The 19985-nt window shown below is 34.8% G+C and carries 16 protein-coding genes and 3 pseudogenes; 8 read left to right on the plus strand and 11 right to left on the minus strand.

Annotated elements, in window-relative coordinates; all coding sequences use genetic code 11:
- The first annotated feature begins 55 nt into the window (after positions 1–55).
- Positions 56–832, plus strand: coding sequence for a hypothetical protein (locus tag A3835_01905; protein ORI08336.1), 777 nt, complete (start codon positions 56–58; stop codon positions 830–832).
- Between the two features lie 350 nt (positions 833–1182).
- Here the strand turns inward: A3835_01905 and A3835_01910 are convergent.
- The 10 genes and pseudogenes from A3835_01910 to A3835_01955 form a co-directional block, all read right to left on the minus strand.
- Positions 1183–1482, minus strand: a pseudogene (locus tag A3835_01910) (molybdate transport repressor).
- Between the two features lie 80 nt (positions 1483–1562).
- On the minus strand, positions 1563–2108 hold the full coding sequence (locus A3835_01915; GenBank protein ORI08337.1) for a hypothetical protein: 546 nt from the start codon (positions 2106–2108) through the stop codon (positions 1563–1565).
- A gap of 111 nt (positions 2109–2219) precedes the next feature.
- Positions 2220–3326, minus strand: a complete 1107-nt coding sequence (locus A3835_01920; GenBank protein ORI08747.1) for a hypothetical protein — start codon at positions 3324–3326, stop codon at positions 2220–2222.
- A complete protein-coding gene (locus tag A3835_01925; GenBank protein ID ORI08338.1) occupies positions 3319–4008 on the minus strand; it encodes an ABC transporter ATP-binding protein in 690 nt (229 codons plus the stop codon). Before A3835_01925 ends, A3835_01920 begins: the two co-directional genes overlap by 8 nt.
- On the minus strand, positions 4008–4805 hold the full coding sequence (locus A3835_01930; protein ORI08339.1) for an ABC transporter permease: 798 nt from the start codon (positions 4803–4805) through the stop codon (positions 4008–4010). Before A3835_01930 ends, A3835_01925 begins: the two co-directional genes overlap by 1 nt.
- Positions 4802–5767, minus strand: coding sequence for a hypothetical protein (locus A3835_01935; protein ID ORI08340.1), 966 nt, complete (start codon positions 5765–5767; stop codon positions 4802–4804). The genes A3835_01930 and A3835_01935 overlap by 4 nt, the downstream gene beginning before the upstream one ends.
- An 11-nt stretch (positions 5768–5778) precedes the next feature.
- Positions 5779–7615, minus strand: a pseudogene (locus tag A3835_01940) (TonB-dependent receptor).
- 218 nt (positions 7616–7833) lie between these two features.
- Complete coding sequence (locus A3835_01945) at positions 7834–8295, minus strand: molybdate transport repressor (GenBank protein ID ORI08341.1); 462 nt, start codon at positions 8293–8295, stop codon at positions 7834–7836.
- 11 nt (positions 8296–8306) lie between these two features.
- Entirely contained in the window at positions 8307–8741 is a 435-nt protein-coding gene (locus A3835_01950) for a molybdenum cofactor biosynthesis protein MoaE (GenBank protein ID ORI08342.1), read from the minus strand.
- Between the two features lies 1 nt (position 8742).
- Positions 8743–8964, minus strand: coding sequence for a molybdopterin synthase sulfur carrier subunit (locus tag A3835_01955; protein ID ORI08343.1), 222 nt, complete (start codon positions 8962–8964; stop codon positions 8743–8745).
- An 83-nt stretch (positions 8965–9047) separates the two neighbouring features.
- Here A3835_01955 and A3835_01960 point away from each other — a divergent pair, with 83 nt between their 5' ends.
- Positions 9048–10187: a carboxynorspermidine decarboxylase gene (locus A3835_01960; GenBank protein ORI08344.1), complete on the plus strand. Its 1140-nt coding sequence runs from the start codon at positions 9048–9050 to the stop codon at positions 10185–10187.
- A 314-nt stretch (positions 10188–10501) separates the two neighbouring features.
- Here A3835_01960 and A3835_01965 read toward each other — a convergent pair.
- Positions 10502–11098: pseudogene (locus A3835_01965) on the minus strand (dimethyladenosine transferase).
- A gap of 341 nt (positions 11099–11439) precedes the next feature.
- Here A3835_01965 and A3835_01970 point away from each other — a divergent pair.
- The 6 genes from A3835_01970 to hisZ all read left to right on the plus strand — a co-directional run bounded on the left by A3835_01970 (position 11440) and on the right by hisZ (position 19985).
- The gene (locus tag A3835_01970) at positions 11440–12387 is read left to right on the plus strand and encodes a formate dehydrogenase subunit gamma (GenBank protein ID ORI08345.1); all 948 of its coding nucleotides are present in this window, start codon (positions 11440–11442) and stop codon (positions 12385–12387) included.
- A 150-nt stretch (positions 12388–12537) separates the two neighbouring features.
- Positions 12538–13137, plus strand: a complete 600-nt coding sequence (locus tag A3835_01975; GenBank protein ORI08346.1) for a selenium metabolism protein — start codon at positions 12538–12540, stop codon at positions 13135–13137.
- 113 nt (positions 13138–13250) lie between these two features.
- The gene (locus A3835_01980) at positions 13251–14156 is read left to right on the plus strand and encodes a selenophosphate synthetase (protein ORI08347.1); all 906 of its coding nucleotides are present in this window, start codon (positions 13251–13253) and stop codon (positions 14154–14156) included.
- 92 nt (positions 14157–14248) lie between these two features.
- Positions 14249–14878, plus strand: coding sequence for an NAD(P)H-dependent oxidoreductase (locus A3835_01985; GenBank protein ORI08348.1), 630 nt, complete (start codon positions 14249–14251; stop codon positions 14876–14878).
- A 146-nt stretch (positions 14879–15024) separates the two neighbouring features.
- On the plus strand, positions 15025–19119 hold the full coding sequence (locus A3835_01990; protein ID ORI08349.1) for a hypothetical protein: 4095 nt from the start codon (positions 15025–15027) through the stop codon (positions 19117–19119).
- A complete protein-coding gene (gene hisZ, locus A3835_01995) occupies positions 19119–19985 on the plus strand; it encodes an ATP phosphoribosyltransferase regulatory subunit (GenBank protein ORI08350.1) in 867 nt (288 codons plus the stop codon). The genes A3835_01990 and hisZ overlap by 1 nt, the downstream gene beginning before the upstream one ends.

A 19985-nucleotide genomic window follows, 5' to 3' on the forward strand; every position in this document is an offset into this window, starting at 1 on the left:
ATACATACTTCCTGTTAAATTTGATGATACAGAATTGCCTGGTCTTAATGGAAATTTGGCATATATAAGCGCCAAAAACAAAACACCAAAAGAGATAGCGGATTTTTTTATTAAGAAAATTGGATTAGTTTTTAATCAAAGATGGTGGGGCAAATGGGAACGAAGTAGTATTGTGCTTAGCAATACAGGCTCTTTGCTTATAAAAGACGTAAAACAAAATGGTTTTATTTTTGATTTAATAGTTCAAAATGGAGCATATTTGGGTATATTGGAAAATGAATATGCCAAATTTATATCACAAAATGAAGCTATATTTGAAGAAGGCGAAAGTAAAATTAAATTTGTGAAAATAAAAGATGGAATTCAAATAGAGCCGATAAACTGTCAAAATTTGTGTGGCATAGGTACATATTTCGACAGTATTTATGAATTTCAAAAGGATATTTTTACATTTTATGGCAACATCATAGATGATTTTGTTTTATCAAAAATATATGCATTAATCACTAAAGATAAAAAACATGATTTAGAAAATTATAGTCCAGAATCCAAATGGGAAGATTTTCTAAAATGCTTTGGTAGTAGCAGTGCGTACATTGATAATCTTGATGACTTTAAAGCAACTATAATTGACGCATTTATTCCAGGATTTTATAGTGACTATGCTACGATTTTAATGGTAGATGATAATAAAGAAATTTGGGGCGCCTACTCTGATGTAGAAAAAGTATACTACTTTACAACAGAACAAAGATACAAAAATAAAATTCCAAAAACTATAGAAAATTGGGCAAGTCGTTTCAAGACAACTGATATAATTTATTTGGATTAAAAGGAATTTGAGGTTCATAGCAACAAAATTTAGCTACTTTTTTTCACAACTAGCGCCCCCCCCAAAAAAACACCTTACGCTCGAATACGCTGCCCTTATAGGCTCTTCAATACAGTAGTGGCATCCTTGCTTTTTGCTATTTTTTGCATGATACTCGCGGACGTTTTCTGCGGGTACGCCGTGAACGATGTCTTGGATAATAGCTCTGTTTGTTTGGCTAAGCGTGCTCGCGGTGTATTTTAATAAATAAATTTAGTCTTGCGGGTTTGGCTCAAATTTTGGTCAAATTCGCAAATTTTCGGTCGCCAAAACCAAAAATCAAATTTAGCGCCGGCGGGCCTAGCCAAATTTTACTTTTTCTTATTTTCGCTTTTTTGTGCACTTAGCGCTTCAAATTTCTGCTTTAAAATTTTAAAAATTTCGTGTTTTGAGAGCTCGTATTTGTCGTATATCACGGCGTCATCGTCGCCAATAGGCTGCATGAGGCCATCAGCCGCGTCGCGATCTAGCTTTCCTCGTTTAAATCTTACGTTTAAAACGTCGATTTTGCGCTTGGCATCGACCATACGAACGCCGATCTCTTCGATATCTTTAAAATAAAATTTCGCATTCTTGCCACCTTTTTGTATGAAAAATCCGTCATCTTCGATTTTTCGGCATCACAGAATAAGAAACTAGGATAAGGAGGTAACTTCGGCGCAAGCTAACTTACTGGCGCCGAATTTGAAAGTTATTTTATCACTGCTTCAAAGCTAATATCTACATCTGGATAGCTTTTTCCGCCATGAAATGGTTTGGCAGCAGCAGCAAATTTATCAAAGCTCTCATTTAACTTCAAATCATTTACAAGATCAACTGAAAATTTTGCCATTAGCTTGCCATTTTGTACTTCATATTTTGTTTTAAAAGTTTTTGAATTGCCATTTATGCTAAGCTCAACATCCATTTCTCCAGCCTTATCGTCGCCATTTACTGCTACGATCTTGCCATCTACTGCCTTGCCATCGAAAATAATGCCAATCCTTTTATCGCGGTCAGGCAGCTTTGTGTCGATATCTTTTGGCTCTAGCTTAAATTCAAAGCTCTTTAAAAAATCAGCAAAATTTGCATTTTCTTGACTTTTAAAATTTATCGTTTTAAAAGTACCTGGTACGGCTGTCTTATTTGCTAGCTTGTAGCCAGTAAATGTTACCTTTGGTTCACCTTCTACGCTAAATGCAAGAGCTGAAACTGCAAAAAATGAAGCTGCTAAAGCAACAGAAGTAAGTTTGTTCATAAAGAATCCTTTTTATAATATTGATAATAAATATCGCAAATTATATATCCACTTACTTCAAAAAAGACTTAAAAACTCTTTTTAATTAATGAATAAATTTTTAATATCTTTTTATTCTGGATCATCACTAAAATCGTTATCCCTAAAGATCGCATAAAAATTTATGAGCCAAAAAACAAAAGCGATTGCTATGAGCATTGCGGGCAAATGAATGTAAAAGCCACTCCAAAAATAAGCCAAAATTCCTCTACTAATGCCAGCTAAAAGAACTAAAATAAAAGCAATCCTACTAAGGCGTAAAAACTCAAGTTCTTGTCCGCTGTGACGAAGTCCTGCGACATTAAATATAAGCATCACGCTAAAAATTACCGCATTTATCGCTATTAGATGTATAAAATTTGTCTCAAGATGGAGTTCAAAAATGCCGCTAAAGCCGATACCTAAAAACCCAATCGCTAAAAATAGTTGCATAAAATAGTATAAAAGCACAAAGCTATGCCTAAAAAGCTCTTTATAGTGCCACTCTTTAAGCTTTGCAAGTACCGCACTTCCACAAGCTATCGCAGCATAATAGACACCTAAGCTTGCTTCAAAAAATATATTTAAAAGTAAAAAGGCACAAACGCAGCAGATAGCGATATTTTTATAGATAAAATTTGGCACAAAAACAGCTTCATCCATACCTTTTTCTCTTTTTAGCGCTTCTTTTCCGAGTACGACACTAACGCGGTAAGAGATTAGTAAAATAGCGATTACGTGGATAAAAACTTGTAAATTTAGAAATTTTTCATTGCCACTTATTAGATAATAAATTTCAAAGCTTAAAATGCCAAACAAAAAGCCAAGTACGCCAAATTGATCATCATTTTTATCTCGCCAGATCATATAAACACAAAGCAAAACCAAGTAAAGCCAAAAAAGAGTGATAAAACAATGTGCTAAAAATAGGCTAAAAAATGCCAAGATAAAGCTTGTAAAAAAGAGTGAAAATAATATATAAGCATGTATTTTTAAAGATGCTTGAAAATTTGTCCAATCAGTTAGTCCAGTTAGCAAAAATCCAGCATAAGCAAGCGCTAAAAAAAGTTGCAAAAATATAAATTTATGCAAGCTCACAAAATCAGTTGGAGTAAAAAACACACTAGCACCAAGCACCGCACAGGCGGCGCTCATTAAGAAAAATATCCTCATAGGATGAGTAAAAAAGTTATTAATCATAATAAATTTGCCCTTTGAAATTTTCATCTATCATCTTGCTAATAAACGTAAAATCACGATCTTTGAAATCTTTGTCTATTTCAAGTTCTCTTTGTATGACTGCACCTTTACTTGATAGGAAATAAATTCTATTTGACATCTTTACAGCCTCCATTCTATCGTGTGTGACAAGAACCACACTCATACCTTCGCTCACTCTTTGGCCAATAATCTCAATCAAAATTTCTTTCATATCATAATCAAGTCCAGAAAAAGGCTCATCCATCAAAAGTAGATCAGGCTTTGTCACGACCGCTCTTACGAAAGCTACCCTTTGCCTCATACCGCCGCTTAGCTCGCTTGGGTATTTTAAAGTGTCCTTTTGGCTTAATCCAACCTTTTTAAAAAGCTCTAAAACAGCGTTAATGTCTGGTTTATCCATAACTAAAAGCACATTTTCAAGAGCATTTTTCCATGTTAGCAGGCGATTTTCTTGAAAAAAGTATGTAGTCTTTTTAAAGTTATTAAAAATTTTTCCTTTTCTAGGCTCATTTAGTCCGCTAATAAGCCGAAGTATCGTTGTTTTGCCACATCCTGATGGCCCAAAAAGCGTCACCACTTCGCCACTTTTTACATTTAGGCTAAAATTCCTTACGACCTTATCTCTTAAAATTTCATACTCTACGTTTTTAAGCTCAAGCATCATCTTCTCCAAGGCATCAAAGCTATTTTTAGTGGCTCAATGATGAGGTATTCAAAGAGCATGATAAGAGTGATACTTAAAAGAACATATGCCATTACCTCGGTTGTTTCAAGCATTGCTCTTGCATTTGCTATCTTTGCTCCCATGCCGTTATTTGCACCTAGTAGCTCAGCCATTATCACTATCTTTACGCCCATTGCGACAGCTACGCTAATAGAGCTTATTATGTAGCTTGTAAGATGCGGGATGTAAAGGTGTCTTATCTTTTTTAAAATTCCTAGATTATAAGCGTCAAACATCTCTTTTAGCTCCTCATCTACGCTACTCATAGCAACTGCTGAGCTTGCGAAAGTAAGTGGTAAAACGGTTATAAAGATAGTAAAAACGGTGCTAAAATTTCCAAATCCAAACCAAAAAATAGCAAGCACTATCCAAATAATCGGCGGCATTGACAAAAGTAATGTAATAACAGGCTTTAAAAAGGCCGCAAAACTTTTAAAGCTACCTGCTATTAACCCTAGAAATATACCAAAAAATGTTGCCGAGCAAACTCCGATCAGTGATCTGCAAAGCGTTATATTTATCTCGCTGTTTTTATAATCTTTTAAAATTTCACAGGCTTTTAAAAATACATCTTTTGGTGGCGGAAGCAAGAGTGGGGAGCTAAACTCGCTTCCCACTTGCCAAATGGCTAAGATCAAAAAAACTACGGCAAATCCGCTAAATCCGCCCCAAAAATAGTCAATTATTTTTAAAAAGCTTGAGCGATCTTTTTTAATGCCATCGATTAGTATCATAAAAATAGACCTTTATCTGGCATCTTACCGCCTAGAAATTTTGGATTAAACTGATAAATTTCTTCAAAAAATGCCATGATCTCATTTTGCAGTTCATTTGCTTTTGTCACTGTTAGATTTGCCTTGTCAAAAGCATTTGCAAGTGCTACTTCTGGAGCTGGCAAGTAGCTTGAGCCTATCTTTGCTGCACTTTGCTTGTTTTCAAGTATCCAAGAAAGTGCATTTTTAAGATCACTATGAAGCGTGTCAAATAGACTTAAGTTTTTCTCGTAAAAGCCTCTTTCTACGATAATGCCAGCCATTGGGATTATCGGTTTTGTACCAAAACTCTCGCCCCAAATTTTTGGAAAATCAACTGAATAATGCACACTAACGCCTGCTTTTTTACCACGCAAAATAGTCGCTTCACCAAGAGGTTGTGGGACTATTAAAATGTCAAAATCTTTTTGTAAAAATAAAAGCAGAGCTTCAGGTGGCGTTGCTGTATAGGTGATGTCTATCTTGCTAACGTCTATGCCTCGCTTCTTGCAAAGCGCTCTTAAAACAAGATCAGGCATGTCGCCTCGAAATGGCATGATGAGCTTTTTGCCTACAAAATCCTCTAAATTTTTAATCTTTTCATCCTTAACCATAGCGTTCATAACGCCAAGTGTAAGTAAATTTAACATCGCAAAATCAAGCCCTTGATTTCTTAAATTTGCAGCGACATTTGATGGCGACATCGTGACCTTGATATCTCCGCTAGCTACGCCTGCACGAAGCTGATCTGGTGTTTTCCATATATTTAGACTTACATCATAAGTTTTATTTAACTCGCCTTGCAGCGCAGCAACTGCCATTATGACACTTGGGATCGCTGGTGCGCCCCACATAGTAAAGCTCTCTTTTGCAAATAAATTTGGTGCAAATGCGCTAACGCCTAAAGCTGTGCTAAGTCCTAAAAATTTTCTTCTATTTAACATCTTTTTCTCCTTTAAAAACTGCTGTGAAAGCTAATGAAAAATGTCCTGCCAGGGGCATGAACGACTACTGGATCAAGGGCTGCCACGTGATCGCCACTGATAAATTCTGCATAATCTTTGTCAAATAAATTTGCTACGCCAAATCTTATGCCAACTTTGTTTTTAAACTCTACGCCGCCATAAAGATCGAGCAAGCCAAATCCTTTTGCCGCCTCTTTTTTATCGATGCCCAAGCCATTTTGCTTGCTAAAATCACCTCTAGTTTGCTTTGAAACTAGCCTTAGTGCGGTGCCAAGATTATAGCTGCCAAAGCTTGCATAGTCTTTGTAGTCAAATGCAAAATTTGCCTCAAAAGGCCTTATTTGATAAAGTGGTCTGCCATCAGTTTTGTTTTGTCCGTAGTTGTAGTAAAGTGAGCTTTTTAAGCCAAAATGTCTTGCAAAGCTATATTCTGTATTGAAATTTACACTATAAAGCGTTGCATCAACGTTTCTTGAGATGACGGCATTTTTGTTTAGCGGCATGGCAGCTTTTGAGTGGCGTCTATCAAAAATGATCAAATTTTTAACGCTATCAGCGATGAAATGTCCTCCAAAGCTAAATGCATCTTTGTTTTGAAGCGAGTTTAGGTATTCTTTGTAAAACTGGCTGCCAAATTTAAAGCCAAGAACCGCTCTGTTGTGTCTTTCTGGCTTTAAATTCGGATTTGCTATCCAGCCGTTATCGCCTGCACCATAAAGTGCGTTAAAACGCTCCATGTTGCTTGGCAAACGAGATAAACTTTCAAGTTTTGCAAAGTAGCTATCCTTATCGTTTGGCGTAAATTTATATTTTAGGCTTGCACTAAAAGCGTCTTTTTTGATCTTATCGCTTACGTCTTCACCGTAAATTTGGCGAATTAATTTGCGAGTGGTATTAGGTGCGATCGGATTTTGCACAAAAAATTTAGTGTCGATGCCATTTAATTTACTTCTTTGCTCTTCATATTTTAAGGCAAGAGAAGCTTCGTTTGCTTCATTAAATTTATAAGCAAGTGTGTCAAAGAGCATAAATTTATCATTTCTAACATCAGCAAATCTGTATCCGTTAAAGACCCAGTTATTGCCTTGCTTCATGTATCTTTTGCCGTCATGTTTATCTTTTTCAAAGCCAGCGCCTATTTGATTGTGAAAGCTTGCAAAGTCAGCGTCATACTTTAAATTTGCCTCAAATATATTTCTCTTTAAATCCACTTTTACATTTTGGGTGGCATCTCTTAGATGAAAATTATCAGCTTTTCGCTCAACCTTTTTTAGGATAAATTCGAAATTTAGCGTATTTGAAAGATCTTCTTCGCCTAATCTAATATTTAGCTTGCCAACTTTTCTTGTCGTTTTAAGGCATCCATCACGTGCTCTGGCTGCTTGTCTTTATCGATATTATCCCTTAAAAACGTAAGTCTAAGCTCGCTAAGATCATTTGGCACGAAGCCTAAGATAGCGCTTTGACCTTGTCTATTGTAGCCATAGTTCCATCTTTATAATTATTTGCTTTGGTGAAATTTGCATTTAAGATGGTGTAAAAATTTGCGCCACGATATTTAAAAAGTGATGAATTGTAAAAGCTTTTGCCATACATTCCAGCCGAGATATGAAACATATCAGCTGAGTTATCAAGCAAATTTGTAACAAATGGGTATTCGCCTCTTTGAGTGCGGTCAAATTGATTTTCCACAAAGGCACTTTGTGCAACGTTTGGCGTGATGACTGGTGGCGGTACAAATTCTCTAATAGGCTTTATAACGTCTAAATTTGCTTCATTTGCTAGAAGCAGTGATGAAAGAACTGCTAGGCTTAAAATGGGCCTCATGTAAACTCCTTTTTAAAGATATAATTATGATTTCTTTTATCAGAATTGTAGTAGCAAAAGCCTTTATAAAAGTTGATGTAAGTCATCCTTTAAATTTTTAATCCACATTTACGAGCTTATTGTAGATAAAATGCTTGATTTTATTTTTGCAAGAGTAGCTAAATGGTGTAAATTTAATGTGAAAAATGTATAAAATTTTAAATCATAGGTTGATTTAATTATGCTCTAAAATTATTAAGCCTATCTCTTAGTTCTTTTGAAATGGTAAATTTTGAGAGTTCATATTTATCAAAAATGATGATCAAATCATCACCAAGTGGTTGCACTAACCCAAAGCAAGCATCTCTATCAAGACGGTTTTTCTTAAATTTTACGCTTAAAGTTTCGACTTTTTTCTTATCGCCAAAACTTTTAATGGCGATTTCGTCGATATCTTTAAAGTAAAATTTTATACTTTTTGAGCCTTTTGTGATGATAAATCCATCATATTCAATACGTAAAAAGTTGTTTTGAAAAATTTTTCTAACACAAAAGAACGCTGAGAGAGCGCCAATGATGATGCCAAAGAGAGACGCTGTGCCAAGAGCTAGATAAAAGTAGCCAATGATGCTAAATATAAAAAGTCCAAGCCCAAAGGCTAGCGCCCAAAATACATCTTTTTTACTCTCTTTTGTTATCATCATTTTTCCTTTTAAGCTAAAATTCCAGCACCATTTATCGCTTGGCTGCGCTCTTTTGCATAAATTCTCTCGCCATTTATCACGTCATATTTCCAGATCGGCGCATTTGCCTTAAAGTCCTCGACAAACTCGTTTATAAGCCTTAGCGCGACCTTTCTTTGAGGGCTCACAACGCCTGCAACATAAGAGCTTGTATGCACGGCCACATCACCTTTTGAGTGAGCAAAGAGTACGTAGGCATTTTCTTTTTTGGCTCGCTCCTGCCAAGCATCTAGCCATTTTTTAAGGATCGGCTCATAGATATCAAAACTAAGCGCCGAAATGCCGCCTTCTTCTCTTACGATCCCAACAAAAGTGATGAGCGCACCGCAGTTTTTATCTTTAAAGCGTTCATACCACTCGTTTGTGATGCTTTGAACGTCCAAGCTTCCATTATAAATTTGCATCTTAGCCCCCGCAAACTGGCGGTAAAATAGAAATTTTATCGCCTGATTTAAGAGCGAAATTTATATCACTTACGATCTCGTCATTTACAGCCACAGCACAGATATTTAGCCACTTTTTAAGCTCCTCTTTCTCGCTTAAAACTGCCTTTACCTCGCCTAAATTTTTTGCTTCTACTTTTATACTATCAAGCCCGATAGGCCCAAGAAATTCGATCTCTACCACGTTTTATCCTTTGAGATTTTTGCTGATTTTACTTAAAAATAAATTTAGATATACTTATTTAAAAATTTAAAAAGCGAACAAAAATGAATGAAATTTTAAAGAGCATAAAAACCCCAGCTTACGTCTGCGAAGAGGCCAAAGTACGTAAAAATTTAGAGCTTTTAAGGTACGTAAAAGAGCAAAGCGGAGCTAAAATTTTAGTAGCACTTAAGGGCTTTGCATTTAGCGGTGTGATGGATATGGTGGGCTCTTATCTTGACGGCGCGACTTGTAGCGGACTTCACGAGGCTAAATTTGCAAACGAATACGTAAAAGGCGAGATTCATACTTATAGTCCAGCCTTTAAGGATGAGGATTTTGATGAAATTTTAAAAATTTCAAAGCACATTACATTTAACTCTTTTGCGCAGTGGCAAAAATTTAAAGGCATTGCCCTGCAAAACGGCATCATCTGCGGCCTGCGCGTAAATCCAGAGGTCTCGCTAGCCCCGACTGACAGCTACAACCCATGCGGTAAATTTAGCAGGCTTGGCATCACGAGAGCAAATTTCAAACCTGAGTTTCTTGATGGCATTAGCGGGCTTCATTTTCACGCGCTTTGCGAAGAGAGTGCGAGTAGCTTGCAGACCGTGTTAGAGGCATTTGAGGAGAAATTTGGCGAGTTTATCCCAAAGATGAAATGGATAAACATGGGCGGAGGACATCACATCACGAGGGCTGATTACGATGTGGAGCTACTTATAAAGATAGTTAGGCGCTTTCGCGAGAAATATGGCGTAGAGGTCTATCTGGAGCCTGGCGAGGCCGTGGGCTGGCAGACTGGCTTTTTGATAAGTAGCGTGCTTGACATCGTGCATAACGAGAAAGATATCGCCATCCTTGACACCTCAGCCGAGGCGCACATGCCTGATACCGTGCTCATGCCTTACCGCCCAGCAGTTAGAGGTGAGAGTAAAAATGGCAAATTTGCTTATAGATTTGGTGGTAATACCTGCTTAGCTGGCGATATAGTGGGTCTTGAAGCGGACGATGCGGAGTATAAATTTGATAGCGAGCTAAAAATTGGTGACCGAGTCATCTTTGAAGATCAAATTCACTACACTATCGTGAAAAACACGACATTTAACGGCATAAAACTGCCTGATCTTCTTCTTTTAAAAGAAAATGGCGAGATAAAAATGATCCGCGAGCTAGACTACGAAGAGTATAGGCGCAGGAACTAGAATTTTGCTTTTTTGAAGGTAAATTTGGCTTTTTAAATTTAAGATAGGTCAAATTTATCTACCTTGCAAATTTTGCTAAAAGGGCTTTGAGCTGCCTAAATTTAAAATTTATCTTGAAGCTATTTTCGTTTTCAAAATTTAAACTTATTAATTAAATTTGGCAAATTTAAAGCCCGATTACGAACTCCAAACTGATTTAAATTTATTATCTATAAAATTTAGCTCAATACTTTTGTAAAGCTATCTTGGCTTACTATCCTTTTTAAATTTAGTAAATTTCTAACTTTATCAAAAAGTCACAAGCCACCTTAAATTTAATACCCATAAATTTTGGCAAATTTATCTATCTTTGAGCTTTTTTGCCAGTTGTATTCGGTTTCATTTGCAATATTTTGAGCTAATTCTTTACCAAAATGGTCACTTATGAAGCCAAGAGCCATATCCATGCCAGCGGCTACACCTGAGGCGGTGTAGAATTTATCATCTTTTACCCACCTGGCGTGTGATTGCCATTTTACGGCATCACGGCACTGTTTTACCCATTCAAACGACTTTTTATTTGATGTGGCTTTTAGCCCATCAAGCACTCCAGTGCAAGCTAGCAAAGCTGAGCCAGTGCAGACACTAAGGCAAAATTTTGAAGCCAAAACACACTCTTTAAGATGTGATATAAACTCGTTGTCTTTTACTAAAATCCTTGTGCCCTGACCACCAGGTACCAGCAAAATACTATTTTTTGGTAAAGTGACCAGCTTTTTTGTTTTTACTTCAAAGCCTTGCTTACTTTTTATTGCTTACCATTAAACGATACAAAATTTAGATTTATTCCAGGTACTCTTGCTAAAAAACTCTACAGGACCCATGAGATCAAGTGTCTCGTAATCATCAAAAAGAAGACAAAATAGATTCATCGCTCTGCCTTTTGGATAGAAATTTCAAAAATACTTTGATATTTTAGTTTAAATTTTTAAGAAATAAAGGGGAAAATATAAATTTTGAAAGAATTTTTATCTAAAAAATTGAGATAACTGAAAATTGTTTTTAAAATTTAGATAATAAATTTTTAGGTATATTCTAGTAAAAAATTAACAAAACTTAAATATATTTTATCAAATTATTAGTAATTTTTTTTACTAAGGTTTACTTGTGATTAGCTCTGATATAATAACAACTAAAACAGCATAACTATGTGATTTTAGCATATTTAACTAAAAGCTCAAATCATTAAGTTTTATGCAAATAAAGGAATAAAATGACGAGAATTCTTACTCTACTTTTTACATTGTCTGTTGCGGCAATGGCCATTGAGGGACCAACTGGCGTCAATCAATTTGACAGCACCATTTGGGCAGCACAGAGGATAGAAAATATCAAGCCTTATGAGCATAGCTGGGGTCCGATATTTACTTTTATCCAAGGTAATGATTATTTTGCAATAGCAGCACTTTCTATCATTTTGGCTGTTATTGGAGCATTTGCATTACACTTTTTAATCATTGGACCAAAACATTTTAGTCATGATGGTAAAAAGGTATTTGCTTTTTCATTGATCATACGTATAGCTCATGGTTTGGCAGCTATCTCATGGATCATTTTAGTGCCAACTGGTATCATCATTATGTGGGGTGCAGAGCTTGGCGGTGGAACATTTGTGCGTTTCTGTAGATATTTGCACGATATAGCAACTGTGATCTTTGCTGTTTCTGTGCTTCCTATGTTATTTACCTGGACAAAGAGAATGCTTCCGGCAATTTATGATATCAGATGGATGATGATAGTTGGTGGCTATTTATCAAAGAAAAAGAGACCTGTTCCGGCTGGTAAATTTAATGCTGGTCAAAAAGCATGGTACTGGATCGCTATCCCTGGTGGTATCGTTATGATAATTACTGGCGCGATTATGTATTTCTTAGACTTCAAAGAGCCAGCAGTTGCTTCTTGGTTTGGTCTTACACAAATTGATCTTTTAAGATACAGCGTAATTATCCATAACTGTCTTGGCATCGCATGTGCAGTATTTTTCTTAGTTCATATTTATATGGCAGCTATTGCTATTCATGGTGCTATTTGGTCGATGATTACTGGATATAAAGAGGAAGAAGAAGTTTATGTTCTTCATCACTACTGGTATCAAGAGCTCGTTAGAGAGAATAAAATTCCAGTATCTGATTATGAAAAGTCTTATACAAATTTAAAATAATTAACTTTACTTTGACCTTGCTAGTAAGCGAGGTCAAAGCTCTCTTTTATCTCAAATTTATACATTAAAATTTTTAAAATAATTAATATTTTTTTGGCTATAATCCAAACTAGTTTCAAGGTTTGAAATACTAATTGCAAAAGGAAAATCATGACAACAATTGATTGTAGAAATTTAGAGTGTCCAAAACCAGTCATAATGACAAAAAATGCACTTGATAGTTTAAGTGAAGGCGAAAGCTTAGAAATTTTGGTAAATGCACTAGCCCCAAAAGAAAATATTTCAAGATTTTTAAAAAATCAAAATATAGAATTTAGCCTAGAAAGCAATGGCAACGAGACTAAAATTTTAGCTACAAAAGGCAAAAATGCGCTTGAGCTTACAAATTTTGATGAGTTTGTCTGCGACATAACACCAAAAAATAATAAAGTACTCTATCTGAATGAAGAGCGCGCGGGAAGTGGCGAAGTGGGAATAAATTTACTATCAAAATTCCTAGGAGCTTTTCTTCAAGTCGAGAAAAAACCAAAGATAATAATCTGCGTAAATAACGCTGTGAAAATGACAACAAATCGCTCACACCCAAGCTTTAAGCCGCTTAAAGATCTTGAAGCTGCTGGTGTTAAAATTTTAAGCTGCGGAAGTTGCTTGGAGGCTTATAAGCTAGTAAGTGATCTTGCGATTGGCGAAATTTCAAATGCTTATGAGATCATCGACATACTCTCAACTCACGAGCAAATCAAACTATGATCTATCACGATAAAAAGCTTACGCAGTTCGTTAGAGCCGCTGGTTGAGCTGCTAAGCTTGACCCGTCGGGTCTAAACAAAACGATTAGTAGTTTAAATTTATCTCATCCAAATCTGCTCTCAAGCACCAATTCTAATGAGGATGCGAGTGTTTTTAAAATTTCAAGTGATCTTGCACTTGTTCAAACGCTTGATTTTATAACGCCTGTGGTAAATGATCCATTTATTTACGGACAAATCGCTGCTGCAAATAGCCTAAGCGACGTTTTTGCAATGGGTGGTGAGGTGATAAATGCTCTAAATATCGTAGGTTTTGATAGCTGCAACTTGGCACCTGAAATTTTAGGAGAAATTTTGCAAGGCGGAGCCTATAAAGTAAAAGAGTGTGGTGGCATTATTGTTGGCGGACATACGATCGAGACACAGCAGATGTATTATGGGCTTAGCGTTACTGGAAGGGTGCATCCTGATAAATTTTGGGCAAATAATACAACTATAAATGGCAATGTTTTGATACTTACAAAGCCACTTGGAAGCGGTATTTTAAGTACAGCAATAAAGGCTGATTTATTAAGCATGGAGCAAATAAAAGAGGCTGCAACTATCATGGCACAGCTAAATTTTTATGCATTAAAAGCACTTGATGGCATCAAAGTCTACGGTGCCACTGATGTGACTGGATTTGGCTTTTTGGGACATTTAAGCGAAATGCTAAATGAAAATATCAGTTTTGAAATTTATGAAAAAAACGTGCCAATCATTGCAAGCGCAAAGGAATTTGCAGATATGGGCATTATTCCAGAAGGAAGCTATAAAAACCGCGAATTTGCAAAGCATTTTATAGACAAAGAAGCTGACATTTTACTATTTGACGCACAAACTTCAGGTGGGCTTTTGCTCGCAGTTGGCGAAAAGGACGCGATGCTCGTAGTAAAACGCTTAAAAGAAGTAGGCTATGAAAGCTCGGCTATTGTTGGCTCCGCGGTATCAAAGAGCGAGTTTGGTATATTTTTAAGATAAATTTTAAAAATAGCATGCTATCTCATTGTGTTAGTGAAATCTTTTAATTTACTTAACCATTCTATAATTTCAAAAACTACAAAGGAGAGATGATGAATTATCTTGAAATTTTAAAATTTCGTCATGCTTGCAAGGTTTTTGACGAAAGCAAAAAAATCGGTGCTGGAGAGTTTGATTTTATACTAGAAGCTGGTAGGTTAAGCCCTAGTTCAACTGGCCTTGAGCAGTGGGATATCTTAGTCGTTCAAAATAAAGAGCTTAGAGAAAAAATAAAAGCTCTTTCATGGAATCAAGCGCAAATCACATCTTGCTCACATTTAGCTGTCGTTTTAGCTAAGATCAAAGAGGTAAAATTTGGAAGCACCTACGTTAATAAAATGATCGCTAGAAATACCAATAAAGATCCTGAAGCCATTGCTGCAAGGCAAAAATTTTATCACGACTTTTTGCTGGCAAATTTTAAAAATGATGATGAGCTAACATTTCAGTGGTCACATGAACAATGCATGATAATTGCTACAAATATGATGAATGCAGCTGCAAGTTTGGGCATTGATAGTTGCCCGATAGAAGGCTTTGACAGACACGCTTTAAATGAACTTTTGGGGCTTGATGAGAGCTTTCAAAGAGTGGCTATCATGGTGCCATTTGGCTACCGCCTAAATCCACAACCAAAAAAACTTCGTAGAGAAATTTCTGATATCATTACTTGGATTTATTAAGATATTTGAGCCAAATTTTAAATAAATTTTTGGCTCAATTTTAAATAAATCAATAAATTCTAAATAAATACTTATCTTTATAAACCCAAATCAAGTAAAAATGGGATAAAATCAGAGCCAAAACCTAAACTAACGAGGTGTCTATCGTGCTTGAGAAACAAAAAACCAGCCTTCAAATAGTAAAAATGTTTTATACAAAGTCTATTTTACTTTTACTCTCATTTATATTTTTAGCATTATTTGTAGTTTGTGCCGGTACGAACGATATAAAGTATGATCTTAGCTCAACTAATTCGAATATAAAATCATCAATCTCAAATAGCTTTTTTATAATAAAAAACGATCTATTTTTAAAATCAAAAATGGTTGAAGCAGGTCTTAGCGATATGCTATTTGATAAAAATTCAACAAAAAACGATCTTTATATAGCTTTTTACGTTTTTGATAAAAATAGAAATTTAATCTATTCAAAGAGATTTTTAGGTGCTGATGACATAGCCGAAAAGGATCTATCTTGGCTTAGTTTAAACGAGGCAGATGCTGGGAAATTTACAGTATCAGATCGAGTTTATAAAAATAATCGTTTTAGAGATATTTATGCATCTTATGGACTAAAAAATGGAGGCAGCATTTTAGTTCAAATTGATATAAAATTTTTGCAAAGCTACGCTACTGTAGATTACGATGAGAAAAGCAAAACTTATGCTTATTTGGTGGATAAATATGGAAATTTATCAAGAGATGAGTTTTATAAAAAATTTGATGAATCGATGTTTTTGCCTTATGTGAGTCTTGGCGACGAGTTTAAAGAGGATAAAATAATATTTTCTTTAAGCCATATGAGCTTTTATCTCATAAGCTATATGCCAGAGTATAAAATTTTTGTTATTACCGCTTCAACGAAGCATTTTCATATCTTTATGCAGTTTGTGTTATTTTGGCTATCGATCTTTTGTTTTATATCTTCTTTGATTTTATGGGTTAGAGATGTGAAATTTATAAAAAATAGAATAATGCCAGCTTTAAAAGAGGTAAGAGATACTTTAGATGGCAATGAATACGAGATAAGACGAAGCCTTAATGTAACAGAATTTGAAGATATAAAAAATGGAATAAACAAGCTAAAGATAGAAACCAGAAAAGCAACTGATGGGCTAGAAGAATACAAAAGTAGATTTGGCTATATTTTTGAGCAAAGCTTTTTAAAAATAGTAGTTTATGATGCTTATAGCGGCGATATTATTGATGCTAGTAATGCATTTTTGTCTTCCATTGGTTACACAAAAGATGAGATTATAGAGCTAAATTTAAATGATTTAATAGATGGCGATTTTGCATTGTTTATGCAAATGAAACAAGACGCTCAAAATAGCGATATGAGTTTTAAAATCAAGCTAAAAACAAAAGATGGCAGCACTAAAGAGGGATTTTTACAAGAGTCACAGATCGAACTAAGGGATTCTAGGCTAAATTTTATGCTTATACACGAGCTTGACGATGAAAAATTTACGAAAAAGGATAACGAAGCAATAAATGATTATTCGTTTTTATCGCCAAATGTAATAGCAGAAGCATTAAGCAGCGATCCATTTTCTATCGTAAGAAGTACGCAAAATATCGATAGTGTCTTTAAAGTCCCACAAGATAAGAAGCTTATAAATTTAAAAAATCTAATAAGCCCTGAAAGTTTAGATGAGTTTGCTGTAAATGTTTCTAATGAATCTAAAAAATTCTTTGAAAATGGCGGCAAAAATAGCGAAATCAATCTCGTAGCCAATATGCAAACAAATGAAAACAACAAAACTCCATTTAAGATAAAAGTAAAATTTATAGATAATGGTGCTGATAAAGAGCAAAAAATCATCTACTTTTTTAATGACCTAAGTGATATAGCAAAGTTGCAAGAAAAATATGATGCTGAATTAAAATATTTTCAAAGCATACTTTGGGCAAGCCAAGCGCTTGTCTTTTCATGGGATAAAAAAAGCGACACCCTTTATATCCCAAATGCTATCGCCAAGTCGCTCGGATATGCATTAAATGGGGATATGAGTATAAATTTTGAACGTGCAAAAACTATATTTGTAGATGAATTTGTAAGCTTTAAGGACTTTTTTGACCTTATAAAAAAAGGTGAAGTATATGATGGCGAAGTGCGTTTTTATAGGGCTGATAAAGAGATTATTTATGTAAGGATTAGAGCAAAAGCAATAGCTTTTTATGATGGTGAAGCAAGCGTCATAAAGGGCACAATGCAAGATCTTAGTGTGCAAAATAGCTTTTTTTCTTATCAAGACCTTTTGGCAAAAATTTTCTCATACGCAAAAGAGCAGATTATTATGCTTGATGATGAGTTTAGAATCATAGACGCTAATGACGCTTTTTTCGATACGCTTGATATTTCTAGAGATAAAAATTTTATAGAGAAAATTTACTCAAAAGATATAATAAATTTTAAAAACGGACTAAAAGATATTAAAGATGAAATTTTAAATTCACTTAAAATAACTGGCTTTTGGCAAGGTCTTATTCATGATGTTCGAAGCAAAAATAGACTCGAAGTCATAAGTATAAGCAAGCTTTTAAACGCGTTTGTCGATCAAGAGGGATATATATTGTTAGCTTCAAGCGCAAATGATGATTGCTACAATAAAGAGTATCTCGAATTTATCGCATATCACGATACGCTGACTGGACTACCAAATAGATTTTTACTTTTTAATAAGCTAGAAAATCTTCTAAAACAAGCGAAAAAAAGCTTAAAAATAGCAGCCTTTTATGTCGATTTTGATAATTTTAAATCGATAAATGACGGATACGGACATCAAGTAGGCGATAAAATCCTAATAGAAATTTCAAAAAAAATAGATGAAATTTTTCCAAAACAAGGAATATTTGCAAGAATAGGCGGGGATGAGTTTATAGGTGCTATGCCTTATGAAAATTTGGGAGAAATTTACGAAACTGCTGAAAACATCTTAAGAGTGGGTCAGAGTAAAATTTCTATTGATGATAATGAAAAAAAACTTAGCGTAAGTATTGGTATTAGCTTAAGTAGCGATGCACTTAGCGTTGATGATCTAATTGAAAGAGCTGATTGGGCTATGTATCAAGCAAAGCTTAATGGAAAAAATAAATATTATGTATTTAATTCGAAAAAAGATACATACTTTAAAAATGAATATAGAGATGACTCAAAGATCATTGAAGCTATCGATGCTGGCGAGATGTTCTTGCTTTATCAGCCTGAGATTGATATAAAAAGTGGGGAAGTTAGCAGCTTTGAGGCATTTATTAGATGGAAAAATGGCGATAAGATATTAAGGCCATCAGACTTCTTGCCACTTGCAAAAGGCTCAAAAGCAGTTTTGGCTATCGCATTATTTACACTAAAAGATGCTTTAAAAGCTAGGGCTGTATGGCTAAAAGAGGGGATAAATGCAAAAGTTAGGGTAAATTTATGCATTAAAAAGCTAATGACTTCTGAGTTTTTTGAGAAATTTAAAAAGCTTTTAAAAGATGAGCAACTAGACGCCAATGGTCTAATCATAGACATCGTTGACTCCGCAAGTGGCGTAAATTTAGATGATGTTGTTAGATATATTGATGCTTATAAGGAGCTAGGCGTTAGCTTTTCGCTTGATGATTTTGCATCTTATTCAGGCTCGGTAGAAGCTTTAGGCATGTTAAAAACAAACAGATTTAACATAGATAAAAGATTTTGCAAACAAATTTTTGATTCAGTAGAAGCGCTAAAGACCATGCGTATGATAAAGTATGTATCAGATACATTTAATTTTGATGTCATGATAAAGAATTTAGAAGATAAAAGCATGCTTGAAATTTTTGTTGGATTTGGCTTTAGTAGATTTCAGGGACGGCTTTTTGCGCCAGAGCTTAGCCTGGATGATGTGCTCAAATTTAAATTTGCTCTATCATCTCCGCTAAATGTAAGAAATTTTCAAGATGATGAGAACTACAATATGCTTTGCAAAATAGTAGGTGCAAAAGAGCTTATGATTCGTTTGATAAATTTGCTTAAATGCGATGAAAAAGTAAGCGAAAAATTAAAAATCGAAATAGCAAATCAAGTAGATGATATCAGAACAATAAATGAAAAATTAGCTGAAATTTTAGATACGATCCTTGTAAAAATAGATAAAGAGAACGTAATAAATTTAGCTAATGAGGCAATTTTGTTATGCGACAATGATCTAAATTTGAGTGGAGCGAATAAATAATGAATGAAAATGCTTTAAATGTTTATGAGCACGAAATCCCAAATGGAAGCAAGCTATACTTTGCCAGTAGCGCAAAGCTAAAGAGGCAAATCGAACAAAAAGCTAGTGAAATTTTAGAAAATGAAGGCTTTAGCGAGATCGTAACACCATTTTTCTCATATCACCAGCATTTAAGTGTAGATGCGACAAATCTTTTGCGTTTTAGCGATAGTCTAAATCACGAAATAAGTCTAAGAGCTGATAGCACGGTAGATACTGTAAGGATCGTGCTTAGAAGGCTAAAGGCAAACGAATCAAAAAGATGGTTTTATATCCAGCCAGTCTTTCGCTATCCAAGCCAAGAAATTTATCAAATCGGAGCCGAGCTAATCGGTGAAAATGATGTTTTAAAAAGCATAAATATCGTAGCAAAGCTTCTTAATGAGCTAAAAATGGATACATTTTTGCAAGTGAGCAATATACAAATTCCAAGGGTAATTTGTGAAATTTTAAGTGTACCTATTGAAATTTTTGAAAATGGACAAATGGAAAAAATTTTATCTCAAAATGTTCCATGGCTAAGTGCTCTTGCTCTTTTAAAGTCAGTTGATGAACTGGATGAGGTGATTAAAATTTCTCCAAGCAAACTAAAAGAACCGCTTGAAAATTTAAGGAATTTAGCCAGCGATTTAGAATATAAAAATTTAAGAATAGTTCCGCTATATTACTCGAAAATGAGATATTACGATAGTTTATTTTTTAGATTTTTAAGAAATAACAGCATAATAGCAAGTGGCGGTAGCTACGAAATAGACGGAAAAATAAATAGTGGTTTTGCTGTTTATACAGATGCATTGATAGAAGAAAAAATTAATTTAAGGAAGTAA

It is taken from the genome of Campylobacter concisus, assembly GCA_002092835.1.
In the GTDB taxonomy this organism is placed as follows: Bacteria; Campylobacterota; Campylobacteria; order Campylobacterales; family Campylobacteraceae; genus Campylobacter_A; species Campylobacter_A concisus_K.